Origin of the sequence: Myroides sp. NP-2, assembly GCF_014145665.1 — a bacterium.
Taxonomy (GTDB): domain Bacteria; phylum Bacteroidota; class Bacteroidia; order Flavobacteriales; family Flavobacteriaceae; genus Flavobacterium.
Window position 1 is genome coordinate 39,731 of record NZ_JACHTD010000015.1, and the last position, 18,733, is coordinate 58,463.

Genomic DNA, 18,733 nt, shown 5'->3' on the forward strand with positions numbered 1-18,733 from the left:
ACCATTCCGTGCGAAGCTATACGCAAAATAAAGGTGGGTGATGTCACTTTTAGGAATTCAAATCAGAGTGAAGTTGAACCTCAAGTGAGCGTTTGCGAACAACGAATAAAACCCGATCAAACGAAATTCAATGCTTTTATCTAGGTAATAGAAGATTTTCTACTGAATATGACTTGATATATTATTTAGAATAAAACTAAATCAATGAGTTATAATTAGTTATTTGTTAAAGTTAAAAGGGTTTTATTGTTTTGTTGTAATTGTTTAGAAAAATTGGCAAAAATATTTTAAGGTTTTGACATCCAATTTATTTGACCTATTTTGCACCGCAAATCAACATAGAGGTCCCCACTTCGAAACGAATGGTCTAGATAGTATGACTCCTAATGGGATCTTAAAATAAAAAAACAAACAATAAAAATCAAATTGGACAAGTAGCCCGTCTAGATTTTATGGTAAAAAAGAAAGCCAACTCCGCGAGTTGGCTTTTTAATTTGTCATGATCATCCCCAATCTACCTTAGAGTTTGTAGTGGAAAGACAGGGTGACAATTCGACTATCTAAGTCGTACTCTTGCTTAATCCTCGAATCAAAATTAGTCCCCATCAGGGTAAAGTGATTTGTTTTTAATACATCAGAAAGAGCTAGTTTTACACTTCCTTTTTCTTGTAGTATTGTTTTAGAAGCGCCAATAGACAAATCAAAATATCCTTCTCTTTTGTATAAACCAATATTCGATTTGGAAAAATACTGCGCATTGACCTCTGCTTTTATTCCTTTAGGTAGCGTAAAACTATTTTGAGCATTGAGTGTAAATGCAACTTGCTTGCTGTCAATGCTTGTTTCTTGGTATGTTCCTTTATATTGATTGTTAAATAAGTTAAACATACTGCTCATGGTCCAAAAGTCTGTAGGGTTTAGGGTAGCTGTTAGGGTAGCGCCATAGTGGTATGACTTACTTAAGTTTTCAAGTGTTTTAACTAAAATCGTTTGATTTTGCTCGTAGGTGTAAACTTGGGTCATCACGTCTTGGGTTCGACTAAAGTAAAGCGTAGCAATAAGGTAATTACTCCACATATAGCCTACTTCTGTAGCATGAGTAAGTTCAGGCTTTAATCGAACATTTCCCTGCCAATAGTTAAAGGGATCGTTGTAGAAGCGAAAGGGGTTTAAGTCAAAATGACTCGGTCTATTGATTCGCTTACTGTATGAGGCGTAATAACTATGTCCCTGATCTGTTTCATATTTGATAGACGCACTGGGAAACAAGTTGTTGTAATCGGTTTGGTGTTGTTCACCTGTTGTTTTCTGATGAATATCGCGCTCAGTATACTCGTTGCGCAAGCCCATTTGAATTTGCCAATGTGCTGTGGCTAGCTTATAGTTGATATAGGCAGCGTGAATTTGCTCCTTATACTCATACTGGTTGGTAGTTTCGGGATCTACAATCCAATGGTCGCCTTCTTCTACGTGATATACAGAAGGATTGTTGTTGGACTTTACCGTTGATTTCCAACCTGTTTCTATCGTATGTTGCTCAGTAAACGGAATTGTAAAATCGAGCTTCCCATTGAAAACGCGTAGTGTAGAAGGGATTTCTCCCTTTCGATTGGCGTAACGTTCAGCTGTGGAAATCAAAGGAGTTTGTAGCTGGCGCTGTTTAGAATTAAACTTTGAACGCTCGTACTCCACATCTACATCCATCACTGTTCCTTGTTCTGAAAACGCATGGGTTCCATGTAGGCTGTAGGTGTAATCATACCAATGCTCTAGATTGTAATTATCCGTCCCAATCGAAGAATACAAGCTCGAAATAGGAGCGTAGATTTGACTTATTCCGGCGGATTTGTTTTCATAACGCCCAATCTTGGCATCAACGACTAGGCCGATAGAGGTTTTGGGCGTTAGCTGATAATCGGTTCCCAATTTGAAATTGTTGGACGTCAAAGGTTCACTCGTTTTGTATTGTTGGTGGGTATGTCGAAGAGGAGTAGTGGGGGATGCCGCATCAAAAAAGTCTTGATCAAAGGTCTTGCGCTCTTCTTCTCCTCTAAAGGTGTGAGTGTAATCCCCATATACGCGCCAAGCTTGGTGAGCGTAATTGAGCGTAAATCCCGTGTTCATACGATTCTTGCGTCCTCGACCTCCACTGGCAAAAACACTGCCATTTATCCCGTCTAAGAGACTTGTCTTGAGTACAATATTGATGATCCCCGCTTGACCAGCAGCATCGTACTTGGCTGAAGGATTGGCGATAATCTCTATGTTCTTTACTACAGCCGAATTGGTCGAACGCAGTAAATTTGCTAATTCTTTGGAAGATAGCGAACTCAACTTACCATTGATCATCACACTAACCCCTTGCTTGCCGCGAAGCGATAATTCGCCATCCTGGGATACAACAACACCCGGTGCACGACCCAATACTTCTAAAACTGTACTACCTTCGGATAACACACTGTGCTCAACACTGAACACCATCTTATCTGCCTTTTGTTGAAAAACAGGTCGATTCACACGGATCACAACTTCTCCAAGATCGGTACTCATTGCGTTGTACATACTGTCTAATTGTGCTTCTGTCTGCGCAAATACAGGCAAACTACAACAACTAAGCAATAAAAAATAGATGCGATTCTTCATTTCTATAGCGGGTTTTTAGCTTATAATAGTTAGATTGTTATTTAGATCAATTAAAAATAATATTCATTGTTCGCAAATATAGAATTATTTAGAATGATTTTAAGTAATTTTTGAGATTATTTACAACAGCTTGATCGTTAGTATTTTGTCAACGCGAAATTGTTATCTTCGTGTAAAAAATCTTTTAAAAATAGGTAGTTGAGCAATATATGCAAATCCCATACGCATAAAATGATGGGGCTATCTAAAAAAAAAGTAATTTTACTAATCACAAAAAACGAAATAAAATGACACATTTAAAAGTTGGCGATCAAGCGCCAAATTTTGTTGGTATAGATCAAGAAGGAGTAAAACATGAATTGAGTGATTACAAAGGCAAGAAGCTAATCCTCTTTTTTTACCCAAAAGCAAGTACACCAGGTTGTACAGCGGAAGTGTGTAACTTAAGAGATAACTATCAGGTGCTAAAAGAAAAGGGGTATGAACTGTTGGGGGTAAGTGCAGATTCAGCAACAAGACAGCAAAAGTTTATTGATAAAAACAAGTTGCCTTTTCCTTTGTTAGCCGACGAAAGTAAAGAAGTACTCCACGCCTTTGGCGTTTGGGGGCCTAAGAAATTCATGGGAAGAACCTATGACGGTATTCATCGCATGACATTTGTTATAGACGAAAATGGAGTGATCGTCCAACTAATTGAAAAAGTAAAAACAAAAGATCACGCGGCTCAAATCTTAGAGTCGTAAACCAAAGAGCGCTTAAACGCTCTTTTTTGCTTGTTTTAAAATTGTATATGAAAGAAAAGAAACTAAACAAACGCGAGTTGTTCTTATTTAAAGCATACTCCTCCATAGCAGATCAAGATTTTGAAGTGCTTTATCAGCAGCATGGACTAGCGTCAGAAAAACAGTGGAAAGACTTTATCTATTGGGCTTTACTAGTCTGTGGAATCGGATTTTTAGTCAGTGGCATCGTATTTTTCTTTGCGTTTAACTGGGATCATATGCCCGTAACAGTCAAGTTTTCACTAGTGGGGCTAGGCATTGTGCTAAGTGGCTATTTTGCTATTACTCCCCGTGTGAATGAGTCTGTCAACAAAATAAGTCTGTTGGCAACCACCGTGTTAATTGGCGTATTGCTGGCTGTTTTTGGACAAACCTACCAAACCGGTGCCAATGCTTATGATTTGTTTTTAACCTGGTTGATCGTTGCAACGCCCTTAACTCTTGTGGGTCAATCGACCTATCAATGGCTGTTTTTCAGTATTTTGGCCAATACAACTCTTATTTTAGCTTGTGTTCAACGCCTACAGGTGGATTCCATTTTTGTCGGTATTCTCCTTTTACTCCTCTTAAATGTAGTGCTATTATTCCTTCCTTTGTGTAAGGTATTATACCGAAATTTCGAGATAGGGAATAGCTATACGCAGATTCAATCCGTTGCTATGTACCTCTTAGCAACTGTAGGATTTGGCTGTTGGCTATTTACAAATGACAGTAGTTATCGCCCAGAAGAACTGACAGGAGCACTTTGGACTTTATTGCTCTCCCTAGGTCTTATCGGGGGTGGATTGGTGTTGGGGTGGATGAGAAAGCAAATTTACTTGTTTTCTTATGCCCTAATAGCAGCAATAAGCGGTGGACTCATGTTGTGGATGAAGCTCTTTAAAGATAGTTCAGAAGGACTCCTCGTCTATATGTTATACGCAATTGGCGGTATATTCTTTATTATTAAAATGGTATCAACCAAATCAAAAGAGTGGAAGCATGAAAACTAATTCGTGGAGAGACTTGATGCATCAAGTAAAAGAACAAGGCGTAGTCGTTGAGGAACAATTGACCGCTCGAATAGAAGAGGAGCACTCCATCAAATATGTGTTTCTCAAAATTGTTGCTATTGTTGGTAGCCTCTTGGCTATGGGGTTTTTTTTCGGATTCCTCTTTCTAACTATTGGCGATGGGCTGGGGTTTGCAGCCTTTGCCCTCTTTGGTACGCTCTTATATGCGCTTAGTTTTTTAGGCAATAAAAAGAGTGAACCCGCTTTGAGAGATGGCGTTTTTGTAGCTACCTATTGTAGCGCTTTCGCTTGTTTTCTAGCGGCTTTCTTCGATTTGCAAACAAGCGATTCCGTTAATTGTCTGGTTGTACTGCTATTAAGTGCCGTTGGACTAGTCGCCTTTAAAAGCAAGATTATTCAGTTTTTATCTGTTTTAGGGGGGTACTACGGATTGATTTACCTGTTGAAATTTAACCACCTAGGCTATATGGCTCTTGCTTTGTTTTGGGTTGTCCTAGTTGGCGTATTCCTGCTTTTTACAAAGGAATTACAACTCAAAATCAAAGGGACGTTTTTCGCCCAAAAACACACAGCCTTGACCAATGCCCTGTTTTGTATTCTCTTTTTTGAAGTAATGCTAGATAATTTAGCGTTAATTCAACCTTCAAGTTGGATCAATCACACGAGATACGTCGAGTTTAACCTGATCGGTAATCGCTTCTACCTCGCTTTTGTTGGAGTGATACTCTTGGGATTGACGTATTTTACCATAAAGCAAATTGGACGAAACATTCCGTTTAAACAACCCAATCTCCTCTCAGGTGGATGCGCCCTCTTTATCTTGAGCCTTGCCTTTTTTATGCACGGATTTGGCATGTCTTTAGCCATCAGTATTTTTCTATTGGTATGGGCCTATCATTTTCGCTTTCAAAAAGGAGTCGTCGTCGCTATAGTGATGTTGCTGTCTTCCCTTGTGTGCTATTACTATTATTTGCAAGTAAGCTTACTTGTAAAATCCCTCATCCTTATGGGGTGTGGACTGTTGTTTATGAGTGTATTTGTAATTTATAATCGGTTAAATCGTGAAAAATAAGAGAAATATTGTAGTGGTGGTAACCCTTGTTTTGTTTGGTGTATTCTTCTTGAGAGCAATACAACAGAAAGAACAAACCATCAAAGAAGGCCGATTAGTGCTGTTCGAATTGGCTCCTGTTGATCCGCGATCGTTAATGCAAGGCGATTATATGCAGCTTAATTATGCGATTAACGAACAATTGCGCGCATCAGGAATCGATCGAACCACCCTCAACAAACGCGGCTTTGTTATCGTCAGCCTCGACCAACAACACAGAGCAACGTTTAAGACAATTAGCAGTAAAAGCCTAGCGGAACTGCCGCTTGGTGATTCACTCCTCCCAGTAAAATACTTCAATTGGGACGGATTCACTCTATCCGTGGGTGCAGAAAGCTATTTCTTCCAAGAAGGGAAAGATACCCTTTTTGACCGTGCAAAATACGGCGGATTACGTATAGATTCAGAGGGAAATAGCGTGTTAATCGGACTGTATGACGAAGAATTAAAAATAATAGAATAACAAGAAAAAATGAAAAAATTAGGATTGGGAATTGCAGTAGTATGTGCTTTGATTACTGCAGGATGTAAGAGTCAAGCTGTGCAAAGCGAACAAAATCAAAGCCAAATGACAACACCTACCAAGACGTTTGAAATCGAAGGAGAATGGGTATTAATTGATATGAAATCCCACTATATGACTGATGAAACACTAGAGGATCTGTTCCCAGTAAAAATACCTTTCATGGTTGTTGATGCCAAAGAAATGATGATTTACGGTAACAATGGTTGTAATGTGTATCGCGGACCGATCAAGCAGCTAGATGAGCAGCGCTTTATTCTAGACAAAGGCGTCGCCTCCACCTTAAAGTATTGTTCAGGGGTGAAACAAACCGTATACATGCAAGTACTAGGGGAAGTAAAAGAGTATAAAGTTGAAAATGATACGCTTTTGTTACACTCAAAAGACGAAAAAGTATATTTAAAATTTAAGAAAAGTAAATAACTTCGTCTATTTTGTTAATATTTAAATTATATTTTTATTTCCTGTCAAAATATGTTTATCTGTTAAAAAAAAAGTGTAATTTTGAGGTAAAATAATAATTAAAAATTTAAAAGCTATGAAAAGAAAATATGTATTAGCCTTAGCTATTCTTGGTCTAAGTGTATCAACACTAGTAAGTTGTAAGAAAACAGACAAAGGAACTGCTGAAACAACAGATCCAACGACTAAAACAGAAGAAGTAACTAAAGAAGGAGCGGAAGAATCTTTACAAGACAATTCTAGAACTTCACTAGATTGGTCTGGAACTTACGCAGGTGTTCTTCCTTGTGCAGATTGTGAAGGAATCGAAACAACGCTTGAAATCAAAGAAGACGGAACGTATAAGCAAACAAGTTTATACAAAGGAGTTGGAAAAGGAGAGAAGTTTACAGAGGAAGGTAAATTTGAGTGGGATTCAACAGGAAGTAAGTTGACTTTAACACCTACAAAAGGGGAAGTTAGTTTTGTAGAAGTACACGAAGGTAGTGTGTTGTTTTTAGATAAAGAAGGCAATACGGTTACTGGACCTTTAGCAGAAAACTACCGTTTGATGAAAAAATAATCGATTGATTTAAACTGTATAAAAGAGCAAAACACCGTGTTTTGCTCTTTTTTTTTACCCCTATAGCAGTTAAATTAGGTGTTCTTTTACTGATTTAAACCTCCGTTTTTTGATTGATATACCTTTAAGATCGCCCTAGTTTTTATCTTATTTAAAGCGCTAATTTACCGGATTTAAACTAACATTTTTGTTCTAATCTACCTTTAAAACGGCCCTAGTTTTTATCTTATTAATGCGCCAATTCGTCGGATTTAAACCTATATTCTAGGCTGATATACCTTTATATATCGCCTTCATTTTTATCTTTTTTATGCGCCAATTCATCGGATTTAATCCTCCGTTTTTTGACTGATATACCTTTAATATCGCCCTAGTTTTTATCTTTTTTAAAGCGCTAATTCATCGGATTTAAATCTATATTCTAGGCTAATTAACCTTCAATACTGCCTTCTTTTTATCTTATTTATGCGCTAAATTACCTTTACAATTGCCTGGATAAGTCTCCTTTTTCACCTGCAAAATCACTTGTTTTAAACCAAGAATATCAAGCTAAACTGCCCTTTTACTACTACTGTTTTTTGTTTTCTTTTTCCTCTTTTCATTTCGATATACAGCAAATGCCAAACTATTTTTTACTGTAAATACCGTTGGAAGTAGACCCTTTTGATGGAGAAATAACAAGGGAATGTACTCTTGTTTTTTCTCTTTTTTTGCTGTTGTTCACCTGATAAATAGGGCCATTACCTCTTCTTTTTTTGCATTTAAAAGGTTGGTATTTGATGTTTTATATGGATACAAAGGACATAAATAGAGGAGTGGTTCGTAAAATAAAAGTCTTTATTGTGCTGTATTTGGTTGTTTTTTTAAGCTATTCAAACTTGTTAACTTCAATAGGTAACTTTTTATTGACGCTATTGTTATTGACCTGATTGATACAGCCTTTTAACCCTTAAAATAGCAAAAAACAATACATAACTAAATGTTATGAGTTTGATTTCTTAAAACTAATCTATTGATTGTTAAAAATATAAGTCTATTTAGGTGAATATATGCTTTAGGTTGAATTAAATCACTTTAAGTGATTTTTTGCTTGTTTACTTTTTAACCCTTTAGAGGTGTTTTTTAAGGCTTTCTCTTGTTTAAGTAGCTTTATTTAAAGTATAAGTTTAACACTTATTTTGTTGTAATAAACATTTTCTATGTCTAAATAATACAACTTCTATTTTGAGGAGTTTGCTTGTGTTTTCTTTGGTTGAATCCTTTGCTTTTTGGATTGAACTAAAAATTAGATCACCTTTCTGTTTACAATTTAATTATCCTTAATTTTGCGCAACTAGTCTGTAGAGGCTGTTTTATTTTTTTGAATGTTTGCACCTATGTCTAAAACGAAAACATGGATTTCTGCCGCAAGATTGCGCACCTTACCTTTGTCAATTTCAGGAATCATTGTAGGATCTGCTTGTGCATTTCCTTACTTTGCTCATCACCCCCATTTTTACCTCATTTTTACTTTTGCCATTTTGACGACTTTGCTGTTTCAAATCTTGTCTAATTTCGCCAACGATTATGGCGATGGAGTAAAGGGAACAGATAACGAAAATAGACTCGGTCCACAACGTGCATTACAGAGCGGATTGTTAAGCAGAGAAGAGTTGAAAAAAGGAATTGTCTTTACTTCGGGCTTATCGCTTATTTCAGCTTTGATTTTAATTTATCTCTCCTTCGGGAAGGATCACTTTTTTACCTCCTTGTTTTTCTTTGTGCTCGGTATTAGTTGTGTGGCTGCTGCGATAAAATATACTGTCGGACAATCTGCCTATGGGTATAGGGGATTAGGCGATGTATTTGTCTTTGTCTTTTTTGGACTGGTCGCTGTGTTGGGCAGTTTTTATCTCTATGGTCAACAGCTGAACCCATGGGTAATTTTACCTGCAATAGCCGTTGGTAATTTGAGTATTGCTGTTTTGAACATCAACAATATGCGCGACTTAGATGCGGACAAAGTGGTCGGTAAAAATACACTAGCTGTTAAGTTAGGTCGGTCAAAGGCTAAACGCTACCACTACCTCATCGTTTTGTTTGCGATGATCGCTTTTGTCGTCTATGCACAACAAAGCGAAATAGCCCTGTGGAAATATGCGTTTGTCTTAGGGTATATTCCCCTGCTAAAACACTTGGTCTTTGTCAAAAACAACACAGATCCCAAAGCCTTGGACAGCCAAATGAAAATTGTTGCATTAAGCACATTTTTGGTATCTGTACTTTTTTCCTTAGCTTTAATCCTATAAAATAAAAATTATGAAAATAACGTATTACGGTCATGCTTGCTTAGGCATTCAAATTGAAGATATTCACTTAGTTGTCGATCCTTTTATTACAGGCAATCCTTTGCCTGAGGCAAAAGCTATTAACGTAGAAGAAATAAAAGCAGATTACATTTTGCTGACACATGCCCATGGAGATCACATTGCAGATGTAGAGCTGATTGTAAAAAACAATCCAGAAGCCATTATCGTTTCCAATGCGGAAATCGCAGGGCACTATGAGGCAAAAGGATTCAACGCACACCCGATGAACCACGGTGGAAGTTGGCAGTTTGACTTTGGTAAAGTAAAATACACTCCCGCTATTCATTCGAGTTCCTTTCCCGATGGAAGCTACGGCGGTCAGCCTGGAGGATTTGTCATTGAAAGCAAAAACAAAAATGTCTACATCGCTGGAGATACCTCTTTAACGATGGACATGAAGTTAATTCCCCTGTTTACATCTTTGGATTTAGCTGTATTCCCAATCGGAAGCAATTTTACGATGGGAGTAGAAGAAGCTGTTGTAGCCTCAGATTTTGTTCAGTGTGACAAAGTGCTAGGGTATCATTTTGACACCTTTGGCTATATTGAGATTGACCATGAAGAAGCCAAGCGCCTCTTCTTTGAAAAAGGAAAAGATTTGATGCTTTTGCCAATCGGCGAGAGTTTAACGTTATAAGAGAAAGATGAAAGCAACGTACAGCAAGCATATTTTGCGTTTTAAGAGACCTTCCTCTACATCGAGAGGGGTAATGACAGAAAAAGAGACTTGGTTGCTTAAAATAGAGGAAAACGATAAAATCGGAATAGGAGAGTGCGGGATACTGCGCTCTCTTAGTTTTGATGATCGTCCCAACTATGAAGCAAAATTGCAATGGGTGGTAGAGCATATCCACTTGGGAAAAGATGTTCTTTGGGAAGAACTGCGCGAGTGGCCTTCCATTCAATTCGGTCTTGAACAAGCGTTTTTGTCTCTGTCTAGCGCACATCCCTTTGTGCTTTTCCCTTCTGCTTTTGTGGATGGCACAGCGGCAATTCCCATCAATGGCCTAGTTTGGATGGGAGAAGAAAGCTTTATGAAAGAGCAAATTGACGAAAAAATAGCACAGGGATTTACTTGTGTCAAATTAAAAATTGGCGCTATTGACTTTCAAGCAGAACTGAATCTTTTACACCATATTCGAAAGCACTTTACCGCAGCTCAAATCGAACTGCGCGTAGATGCCAATGGAGGATTTACAGCAGCTGATGCACCGGGGAAATTAGCGCAATTAGCGCAATTAGACCTTCACAGTATCGAACAACCCATCAAACAACGACAAGTCGAACAAATGGCAGCTTTGTGCCAAACAACGCCTTTGCCTATTGCCTTGGATGAGGAATTGATCGGCCTGACTTCCTACCAAGAGAAAGTAGCGCTATTGGAAGCAATACGCCCCCAGTATATTATTCTAAAACCCAGTTTAGTTGGTGGTTTTAAAGGAAGTCAAGAGTGGATTGATATTGCTGAAAAGCTACAAATTAAGTGGTGGATTACCTCTGCACTAGAAAGTAATATCGGTTTGAACGCCATTGCGCAATGGACATTTACCCTAGGCAATCCAATGCCTCAAGGTTTGGGAACAGGTGCGCTGTATACCAATAATTTTGATTCGCCTTTGGAAGTTAAAAACGGTCAACTGTGGTATAATCCTGAATTGGGATGGTAAGTGGTAAGTGGTAAGTGGTAAGAGGTAAGTGGTAAGAGGTAAGTGGTAAGTGGTAAGAGGTAAGTGGTAAGTGGTAAGAGGTAAGTGGTAAGAGGTAAGTGGTAAGAGGTAAGTGGTAAGAGGTAAGAGGTAAGAGGTAAGAGGTAAGAGGTAAGAGGTAAGAGGTAAGAGGTAAGAGGTAAGTGGTAAGTGGTAAGTGGTAAGTGGTAAGAGGTAAGAGGTAAGAGGTAAGAGGTAAGAGGTAAGAGGTAAGAGGTAAGAGGTAAGAGGTAAGAGGTAAGAGGTAAGAGGTAAGAGGTAAGAGGTAAGAGGTAAGAGGTAAGAGGTAAGAGGTAAGTGGTAAGTGGTACTCACTATTCACCACTCACTATTCACCACTCACTATTCACCACTCACTATTCACCACTCACTATTCACCACTCACTATTCACCACTCACTATTCACCACTCACTATTCACCACTCACTATTCACCACTCACCACTCACCACTCACCACTCACTAAAATCATTTTCTTCTAAATTCATCTGGGGCAACGCCAATATGCTTTTTAAAGAACCTCGAAAAGTAGGAGTTGTCTTTAAAATTCAATTGATAGGCAATCTCACTAGCGGAGAGGTTGGTGTGAATTAATAGTCGCTTGCACTCAATCAAGATGCGATCTCGGATCATATCTCCCGCAGACTTATTTTTTATTTTTTGGCAAAGTGCATTGAGGTAATTAGGCGTAACCAAGAGTACTTTTGCGTATTCCTTAGGAAATCGATATTCATAAAAATGCTTGTCAATTAGGGATTCAAATGATTTGATTAGCTCATTGGATTTTAAATTGTTGGTTGATCCTATTGCGTTCTTGTCGATTTCTTTTTTGCAGAGTAGGAGCACTTCTAAGAGATAAGTGCGAAGGAGATTGATGTATTCTCCATTTTCCGTTTCGTATTCTTGCAGCATGCGATCCATGGTCAATTGAACCCAGGTACTGAGTTCTTCCTCTAAGCCGAGTAGATGATGGGAAGTAAAACGCCTGAAAAAAGGCAAGTCGTGCACAAAGAGGTGGTCCGATACAAATTGTGTGATAAAACTAGGGGTAAAGCTCAGCACATATCCTTGTGTGGTCGTATTATACGTCCAGCTGTGTTGTTGCCATGTGTTTAAAAAGATAATATCTCCTTTTTTTACTTCATACGCTTGTAAATCGATGTATTGTATACCCGTTCCTCCTGTGATGTAAATAATTTGAAAAAAATCATTCTTATGCATTTTAGTCGAATAATTATTCAAATGCTGTAAGGTGTGTTGCAGCTTTTTAATAATAAAATCTTTTCTTTCTCCCTTGCTCGTAAATAATCCTTGATTGTTTAAAACCCCATTGTACATTTCATCTATTTTATTTAGTATGCTAAAGATAAATTTATTGCTTTAAATAAGATGATTTATTGATTATTTTAGTATTTTTTTATAAAAAACATGCATAATGCATGGGTTTTTGGGTAAATTAATTCTTTGTTTATTGTATGAAGTATAATAGTTTGTTTGTTTATTAAACAAATCAAAAAGACCGCCCTTTCACAAAGTGGAAAGAGGCGGTCTTTTTTTTTAACAAACTAAACCAATCGTTTGTTTTCGTTAGAAAACATATTCGTTAGCGTCTATTACTTTTTTAGCAATAGATTCGCGCAATGCGTTTACATTTGGTAGATTAACGTATTTGGTAAATCTTCTTAGTCCCATGAGCATGATGCGTTGTTCATCACCTTCAGCAAAAGAAGCGATTCCCTCTTTCCCTTTTTGTGCAACAATGTCTACTGCGTGGTATAAGTAGAGTTGGGCCATGGCAATTTCCTCTTTCACTTGTTGTTCTCCTTTTGTTTTTGCCAATTTTTCCGTTCTTAGGATGGCACTTTCTGCCATGTAGATTTCGATCATCATGTCTGCAGCTGCCATCATCAGGGCTTGGTGTTTTTCTAACTCAGGTCCAAATTTTTGAACAGCACTTCCTGCAACCATCAAAAAGGCTTTTTTCAGCTTTTCAATCATTTCTTTTTCTTCGGCGAAGAGTTCGGAATAATCAGGGGTATCAAAACTAGGGATACTCATTAATTCATCGGCTACTTGCATAGCGGGAGTCAATAAGTCTACGTGTCCTTTCATTGCTTTTTTGATTAACATCCCCACAGCTAGCATGCGGTTGATCTCGTTTGTTCCTTCGTAAATACGAGAAATACGAGCATCTCTCCACGCGCTTTCCATCGGTGTATCTTCAGAGAATCCCATTCCCCCAAAGATTTGGATTCCTTCATCCGTACACGCTTGCACGTCTTCCGAAACCGCTACTTTCAGGATAGAGCACTCAATGGCAAACTCTTCTACGCCTTTTAATTCAGCCTCTTGGTGTGTATTTCCTTCGGCTATGCGCTGTTGAATTCTCTTTTCGATACTTCCAGCCGCACGGTAAGAAGCTGATTCTCCTACATAAGCGTTAGTAACCATCTCTGCAATTTTTGTGCGAATTGCACCAAAAGAAGAAATAGGCACTTTAAACTGAATGCGCTCATTGGCGTATTTTACAGCTTCTGTTATTAAACGACGCTGTGAGTCCAAACAAGCAGCAGCTAATTTAATACGACCCACGTTTAAGGCGTTCATGGCAATTTTAAATCCATTGCCGCGTTCAGAAAGCATATTTTCAACAGGTACTTTGGTTTCGTTAAAAAACACTTGACGGGTAGAGGACGCTCTAATTCCCAGCTTGTGTTCTTCTTCACCCAAAGAGATCCCGTTAGACGGATCGTTCTCTACGATAAAACCGGTGATGTTCTTATCGTCTTCAATACGGGCAAATACGATGAAAACATTACAGAATCCCGCGTTGGAAATCCACATTTTTTGCCCTGTAATAGAGTAGTAGGTACCGTCTTGTGATAGCACGGCTTTTGTTTTTCCTGAGTTAGCATCAGATCCCGCGTCTGGCTCTGTCAAACAGTATGCGCCAAACCATTCCCCGCTCGCTAATTTAGGGACGTATTTTTTCTTTTGTTCTTCATTTCCGTATAAGGTAATTGGCATGGTTCCAATTCCTGTGTGAGCCCCAAAAGCCGTTGAAAAAGAACCTGTTGCGCCTGAGATATAGTCACACACGAGCATCGTCGAAACAAATCCCATGCCCAATCCGCCGTAAGCTTCTGGTACAGCAACGCCTAATAGACCAAGCTCACCCGCTTTTTGCATGCATTCTTTTGTGAAGGCATAATCTTTATTTTCAAAGCGATCTTTGTGTGGCCACACTTCTTTGTCGATAAATTCCTTTACCGAGTCACGCATCATAATTTGTTCTTCTGAAAAATCTTCCGGAGTAAAGATATTTTCGCTTTGGGTTTCTTTTATTAAGTATTGACCTCCTCTTGTTATAGCTGTATTCATGATTTATTTTTTTTAGGGTTAATAGATGGTTATAGCAATTCGTATATTCCGGCGGCTCCTTGACCTGTACCCACACACATGGTTACCATACCGTATTTAGAGCCTCTGCGTTTCATTTCGTCAAACAATTGAACGGATAATTTAGCTCCCGTACAGCCTAGAGGGTGTCCAAGTGCAATAGCACCACCATTGACGTTTACGATAGCCGGATCAATGTTGAGCTCTCGGATTACAGCTAAAGACTGAGAGGCAAAAGCCTCGTTTAATTCGATCAAGTCGATGTCTTTCAATTGTAATCCTGCTTGTTTTAGCGCTTTGGGAATAGCTTTAATCGGTCCAATTCCCATGATACGTGGTTCAACACCTGCGGCCGCATAGTTGACCATGCGCGCAATAGGCTCAATATTTAGTTCTTTGACCATTTCTTCTGACATCACCATCACAAAAGCGGCTCCATCACTCATTTGGGAAGAGTTCCCCGCTGTTACAGATCCGTCAGCAGCGAATACAGGTCTCAATTTAGCGAGTGCTTCAATTGATGTTCCCATACGCGGTCCTTCATCTTGGGTCACCGTATAGGATTTGCTTTCTCTTTTGCCTTTTTCATTGACAAATACTTCATCAACCGTAATAGGTACAATTTGATCGGCAAATTTCCCATCTGCAATTGCTTTTAATGCCTTCATATGGGAGTGGTAGGCAAACTCATCCTGATCCGCACGAGAGACGTTAAACTGATTGGCTACGGCTTCTGCTGTAAGTCCCATTCCCCAGTAATAATCCTCATGCCCCGCTTTGGCTACCCCGTAATCTGGTGTGGGTCTATATCCTCCCATGGGAATATAACTCATGCTTTCCGCACCACCTGCGATGATGCAATCCGCCATACCAGCCTGAATTTTAGCCACCGCCATTCCGATGGTTTCAATTCCAGAGGCACAGTAACGGTTAACCGTTACCCCAGGAACATCGTCTACTTTTAATCCCATAAGCGAGATCAAACGCCCCATATTTAAGCCTTGTTCCGCTTCGGGCATTGCATTTCCAACCATGACATCGTCTATGCGTGTCTTGTCAAATTCAGGCAGGGCCTTCATCAAATATTCGATGGTTTCTGCGGCTAGCTCATCGGGTCTTTTAAAGCGAAAGACACCGCGAGGAGCTTTTCCAACAGCTGTTCTATATCCTTTTACTATATATGCAGTTTTCATGTTTTTGTAATTAGTGGGTTAGTTAGTTTCTCAAAGGTTTACCTGTTTTTAGCATATGTTGAATACGCTCTAAGGTTTTGCGCTCTCCGCATAGCGATAGGAAGGCTTCTCTTTCTAGGTCCAGTAAGTATTGTTCAGAAACAAACGTAGCTTCTGACAAGTCTCCACCAGCCATCACATACGCCAGTTTATTGGCAATTTTGTGATCGTGTTCGGAGATGTACTTTCCAGCCATCATACTGTCTGTTCCAACGTAGAACATACCCAACGCTTGACGACCTAACACTTTGATGTCTTTGCGCTTAACCGGCTGTGTGTAGCCTGCTTGTGCAAGTACCAGCGCTTCGCGCTTCGCTTGTGCCAGTTGCAAGTCCTTATTAACTACCACCACGTCTTTGCCGCGCTGAAGAATGTTGAAATCGAAGGCCTCTTCCGCTGAAGTCGCTACTTTGGCCATTCCAATCGTTAAGAAGTGCTCCTGTAGGGTGTTGAGTTCAACGTCGTTTTTGCGGTATAAGTCGGACGCTCTCAGGGTCATTTCCTTCGATCCTCCGCCACCAGGGATTAAACCAACTCCAAATTCAACTAGCCCAATATAAGTTTCTGCCGCTGCGACAACTTTGTCTGCGTGTAAGCTCAACTCACATCCACCACCAAAGGTCATGCCGTGGGGAGCTGCTACAACAGGAATAGCTGAATAGCGCATTTTCATCATGGTGTCTTGGAACATTTTGATGGCGATGTTCAATTCATCCCAATCTTGTTCCGCAGCCATCATAAAAATCATCATCAAGTTGGCTCCGACAGAAAAGTTAGATCCTTGGTTTCCAACAACTAATCCCTCGAAGTCTTGTTCTGCAATTTCAACCGCTTTGTTTAGTCCTGCTAAAACCCCACCGCCAATCGTATTCATCTTGGAGTGGAATTCTAAGTTTACAATTCCGTCGCCTAAATCGAGTAGGGTAGCCTCGCTATTGCCCCATACTTTATTCGTTGAGCGGATGTTGTTTAAAACAATAAAAGCATCTTGCCCAGGAATAGCCTCATATGCTTTGGCTTGCTGGTTGTAGAATAGTTTTTTGCCATTTTCTAATTTGTAGAAATTCGTTGCTCCAGTAGCTGCCAGTTCTTTTACCCAGGCTGCTACTTGGTAGCCTTCTTTTTCAACTAAATCAATTCCCTTTTGAATACCCAAGACATCCCAGGTTTCAAACGGACCGTATTTCCACGCATAACCCGTACGCATAGCGTCGTCAATAGAATACAGCGTATCAGTAATTTCGGGAACGCGTTGAGAAACGTAAGCAAATAAAGAAGCGAAATGCTTGCGCATTAATTCACCTGCTTTTCCTTGATCAGCAAGAACTACTGACCATTTTGCTTTTGTGCCACCTGCTTGATTCGCCGTTTCAATCACTTCGATTTTCGCGCGCTCAAGCGGTCTATAAGTTAAGGTGTTTAGATCTAAGGCAAAACGATTGGTTTTTCCCTCTTTATCCACCTCTTTGTAGTAAAATCCTTTTCTTGTCTTATCGCCTAAGAATTTGTTCTCAAGCAAGAAATTTAGCGCTTTATTGTCTTTGATATCTTGAATCATCGCATCGTCGGGACAGTTTTGTTTTAACCCCATGGTTACGTTAATTGCTGTATCTAAGCCAACTAAATCCCCAAGTTTGAAGGTTCCCGTTTTTGGACGACCCAAGAAAGAGCCCGTAAGTGTATCTGCTTCTTCTATAGTTAATCCAATTTCCTGTGCCAATTGCATCACCATCGCCATGGAGTATACCCCAATTCTGTTTCCGATGAAACCTGGAGTATCTTTACACAATACAGGGGTTTTACCTAAGTATAAACGCGCATACTCCTGGAAAAAGCTAAGTACTTCAGGAGCAGTATGTGGTCCGGGAATAATTTCAAATAAAGGCAAATAGCGCGGGGGATTAAAGAAGTGTGTCCCGCAGAAGTGTTGTTGGAAATCTTGCGAACGCCCTTCTACCAAGAGTTTCATGGGAATTCCAGATGTATTCGAAGTAATTAAAGTGCCAGGTTTTCTGTATTTTTCGATATTTTCAAAAACAGATTGCTTGATATCTAGTCGCTCTACAACGACTTCGATGATCCAATCTACCTCTTTGATTTTCGATAAATCATCCTCGAGGTTCCCTACAGTGATACGGCTGGCAAAGCGAGGCGTATAAATAGGGGCGGGTTTTGATTTTAGCGCGTTTGTTAAATGAGTCTGTGCAATTTTATTGCGAATGCCACGATCATTTAAGGTTAAGCCTTTTTTCTCTTCCTCTGGAGTTAAAGCATTGGGAACAATATCCATTAACAATACCTCAACACCAATATTGGCAAAATGACATGCAATAGCTGATCCCATAACGCCTGAACCAATTACAGCCACTTTTTTAATTCTTCTTTTCATATGTTTATATAATTCCTATGGTTAATACTTCGTTTTAGTTGATGTTAGCCCTTACTTTTTAGAATCAAAAATTGCTTTGTCCGCAATGAGTTGATTGATGGTTTCAGTAACCGTGATAAAGTTGGCAATTTGCTCTTCTGTTAGGTATTTGCGGATCGTTTCATTGAAGCGCTTCACTTTCTCTTTGGAAAGCTCCCTTTTTTCTATACCCAATGGCGTAAGCTTTATAATAACGCCTCGACCATCATGAGGATTTTTTTCTCTCGTGATTAATCCTTTCTCTTCCATCTTTTTTAGCGTACGAGTTAAACTCGTCGCTTCCATGCCCATACTAGGCCCTAATAACGTAGAAGGAGTACCCTGTTTATCAATACTCAAAAGAGCAAAAGCCAACGACATGGTTGCATCGTATTTCGCTGCTTCTTCATTGTACATTCTAGCTACGGCTTGCCATGTTGCCCTTAAAGTATAGTCAATTGTTTTGTCCTTCATTTCAAGTTGGTTAAACTCAAATATAGTAAAAAATAATATGCACGCATACTATTTGAAAGAAAATTTTTAGGT

Annotated in this window: 16 protein-coding genes; 9 read left to right on the plus strand and 7 right to left on the minus strand. The window is 39.3% G+C overall.

Going from position 1 to position 18,733, the window contains the following annotated elements; genetic code table 11:
- Nucleotides 1-519: 519 nt before the first annotated feature.
- Nucleotides 520-2,643 carry a TonB-dependent receptor gene (locus H4K35_RS13465; RefSeq protein ID WP_182628480.1) on the minus strand — a complete coding sequence of 708 codons (2,124 nt, stop codon included), beginning with the start codon at nt 2,641-2,643 and terminating at the stop codon, nt 520-522.
- Between the two features lie 287 nt (nt 2,644-2,930).
- Here H4K35_RS13465 and bcp point away from each other — a divergent pair, with 287 nt between their 5' ends.
- From bcp to H4K35_RS13510, 9 genes are all read left to right on the plus strand, one after another.
- Nucleotides 2,931-3,386, plus strand: a complete 456-nt coding sequence (gene bcp, locus H4K35_RS13470) for a thioredoxin-dependent thiol peroxidase (protein ID WP_182628481.1) — start codon at nt 2,931-2,933, stop codon at nt 3,384-3,386.
- Between the two features lie 47 nt (nt 3,387-3,433).
- Nucleotides 3,434-4,417 carry a DUF2157 domain-containing protein gene (locus H4K35_RS13475; protein WP_255492478.1) on the plus strand — a complete coding sequence of 328 codons (984 nt, stop codon included), beginning with the start codon at nt 3,434-3,436 and terminating at the stop codon, nt 4,415-4,417.
- Nucleotides 4,407-5,510, plus strand: coding sequence for a DUF4401 domain-containing protein (locus H4K35_RS13480; RefSeq protein WP_182628482.1), 1,104 nt, complete (start codon nt 4,407-4,409; stop codon nt 5,508-5,510). The genes H4K35_RS13475 and H4K35_RS13480 overlap by 11 nt, the downstream gene beginning before the upstream one ends.
- Nucleotides 5,500-6,012 (plus strand): GDYXXLXY domain-containing protein, encoded by a 513-nt coding sequence (locus H4K35_RS13485; protein ID WP_182628483.1) that lies wholly within the window; start codon nt 5,500-5,502, stop codon nt 6,010-6,012. The genes H4K35_RS13480 and H4K35_RS13485 overlap by 11 nt, the downstream gene beginning before the upstream one ends.
- A 9-nt stretch (nt 6,013-6,021) precedes the next feature.
- A complete protein-coding gene (locus tag H4K35_RS13490; protein ID WP_182628484.1) occupies nt 6,022-6,495 on the plus strand; it encodes an META domain-containing protein in 474 nt (157 codons plus the stop codon).
- Nucleotides 6,496-6,610: 115 nt separating this feature from the next.
- A complete protein-coding gene (locus H4K35_RS13495) occupies nt 6,611-7,096 on the plus strand; it encodes a copper resistance protein NlpE (RefSeq protein ID WP_182628485.1) in 486 nt (161 codons plus the stop codon).
- A gap of 1,376 nt (nt 7,097-8,472) precedes the next feature.
- Complete coding sequence (menA, locus tag H4K35_RS13500) at nt 8,473-9,384, plus strand: 1,4-dihydroxy-2-naphthoate octaprenyltransferase (RefSeq protein WP_182628486.1); 912 nt, start codon at nt 8,473-8,475, stop codon at nt 9,382-9,384.
- Between the two features lie 10 nt (nt 9,385-9,394).
- Entirely contained in the window at nt 9,395-10,081 is a 687-nt protein-coding gene (locus H4K35_RS13505) for a metal-dependent hydrolase (protein WP_182628487.1), read from the plus strand.
- 7 nt (nt 10,082-10,088) lie between these two features.
- Nucleotides 10,089-11,111, plus strand: coding sequence for an o-succinylbenzoate synthase (locus tag H4K35_RS13510; RefSeq protein WP_182628488.1), 1,023 nt, complete (start codon nt 10,089-10,091; stop codon nt 11,109-11,111).
- Here H4K35_RS13510 and H4K35_RS13515 read toward each other — a convergent pair.
- The 6 genes from H4K35_RS13515 to H4K35_RS13540 form a co-directional block, all read right to left on the minus strand.
- Nucleotides 11,068-11,472 (minus strand): hypothetical protein, encoded by a 405-nt coding sequence (locus H4K35_RS13515; RefSeq protein WP_182628489.1) that lies wholly within the window; start codon nt 11,470-11,472, stop codon nt 11,068-11,070. The two genes, H4K35_RS13510 and H4K35_RS13515, sit on opposite strands and share 44 nt — an antisense overlap.
- A 145-nt stretch (nt 11,473-11,617) precedes the next feature.
- Nucleotides 11,618-12,487 carry a helix-turn-helix domain-containing protein gene (locus tag H4K35_RS13520; RefSeq protein WP_182628490.1) on the minus strand — a complete coding sequence of 290 codons (870 nt, stop codon included), beginning with the start codon at nt 12,485-12,487 and terminating at the stop codon, nt 11,618-11,620.
- Nucleotides 12,488-12,736: 249 nt separating this feature from the next.
- Nucleotides 12,737-14,530, minus strand: coding sequence for an acyl-CoA dehydrogenase family protein (locus H4K35_RS13525; RefSeq protein WP_182628491.1), 1,794 nt, complete (start codon nt 14,528-14,530; stop codon nt 12,737-12,739).
- Between the two features lie 29 nt (nt 14,531-14,559).
- Complete coding sequence (locus H4K35_RS13530; protein WP_182628492.1) at nt 14,560-15,741, minus strand: acetyl-CoA C-acyltransferase; 1,182 nt, start codon at nt 15,739-15,741, stop codon at nt 14,560-14,562.
- 22 nt (nt 15,742-15,763) lie between these two features.
- Nucleotides 15,764-18,169, minus strand: coding sequence for a 3-hydroxyacyl-CoA dehydrogenase/enoyl-CoA hydratase family protein (locus H4K35_RS13535; protein ID WP_182628493.1), 2,406 nt, complete (start codon nt 18,167-18,169; stop codon nt 15,764-15,766).
- A gap of 51 nt (nt 18,170-18,220) precedes the next feature.
- Nucleotides 18,221-18,661, minus strand: a complete 441-nt coding sequence (locus tag H4K35_RS13540) for a MarR family winged helix-turn-helix transcriptional regulator (protein WP_182628494.1) — start codon at nt 18,659-18,661, stop codon at nt 18,221-18,223.
- Between the last annotated feature and the right edge of the window lie 72 nt (nt 18,662-18,733).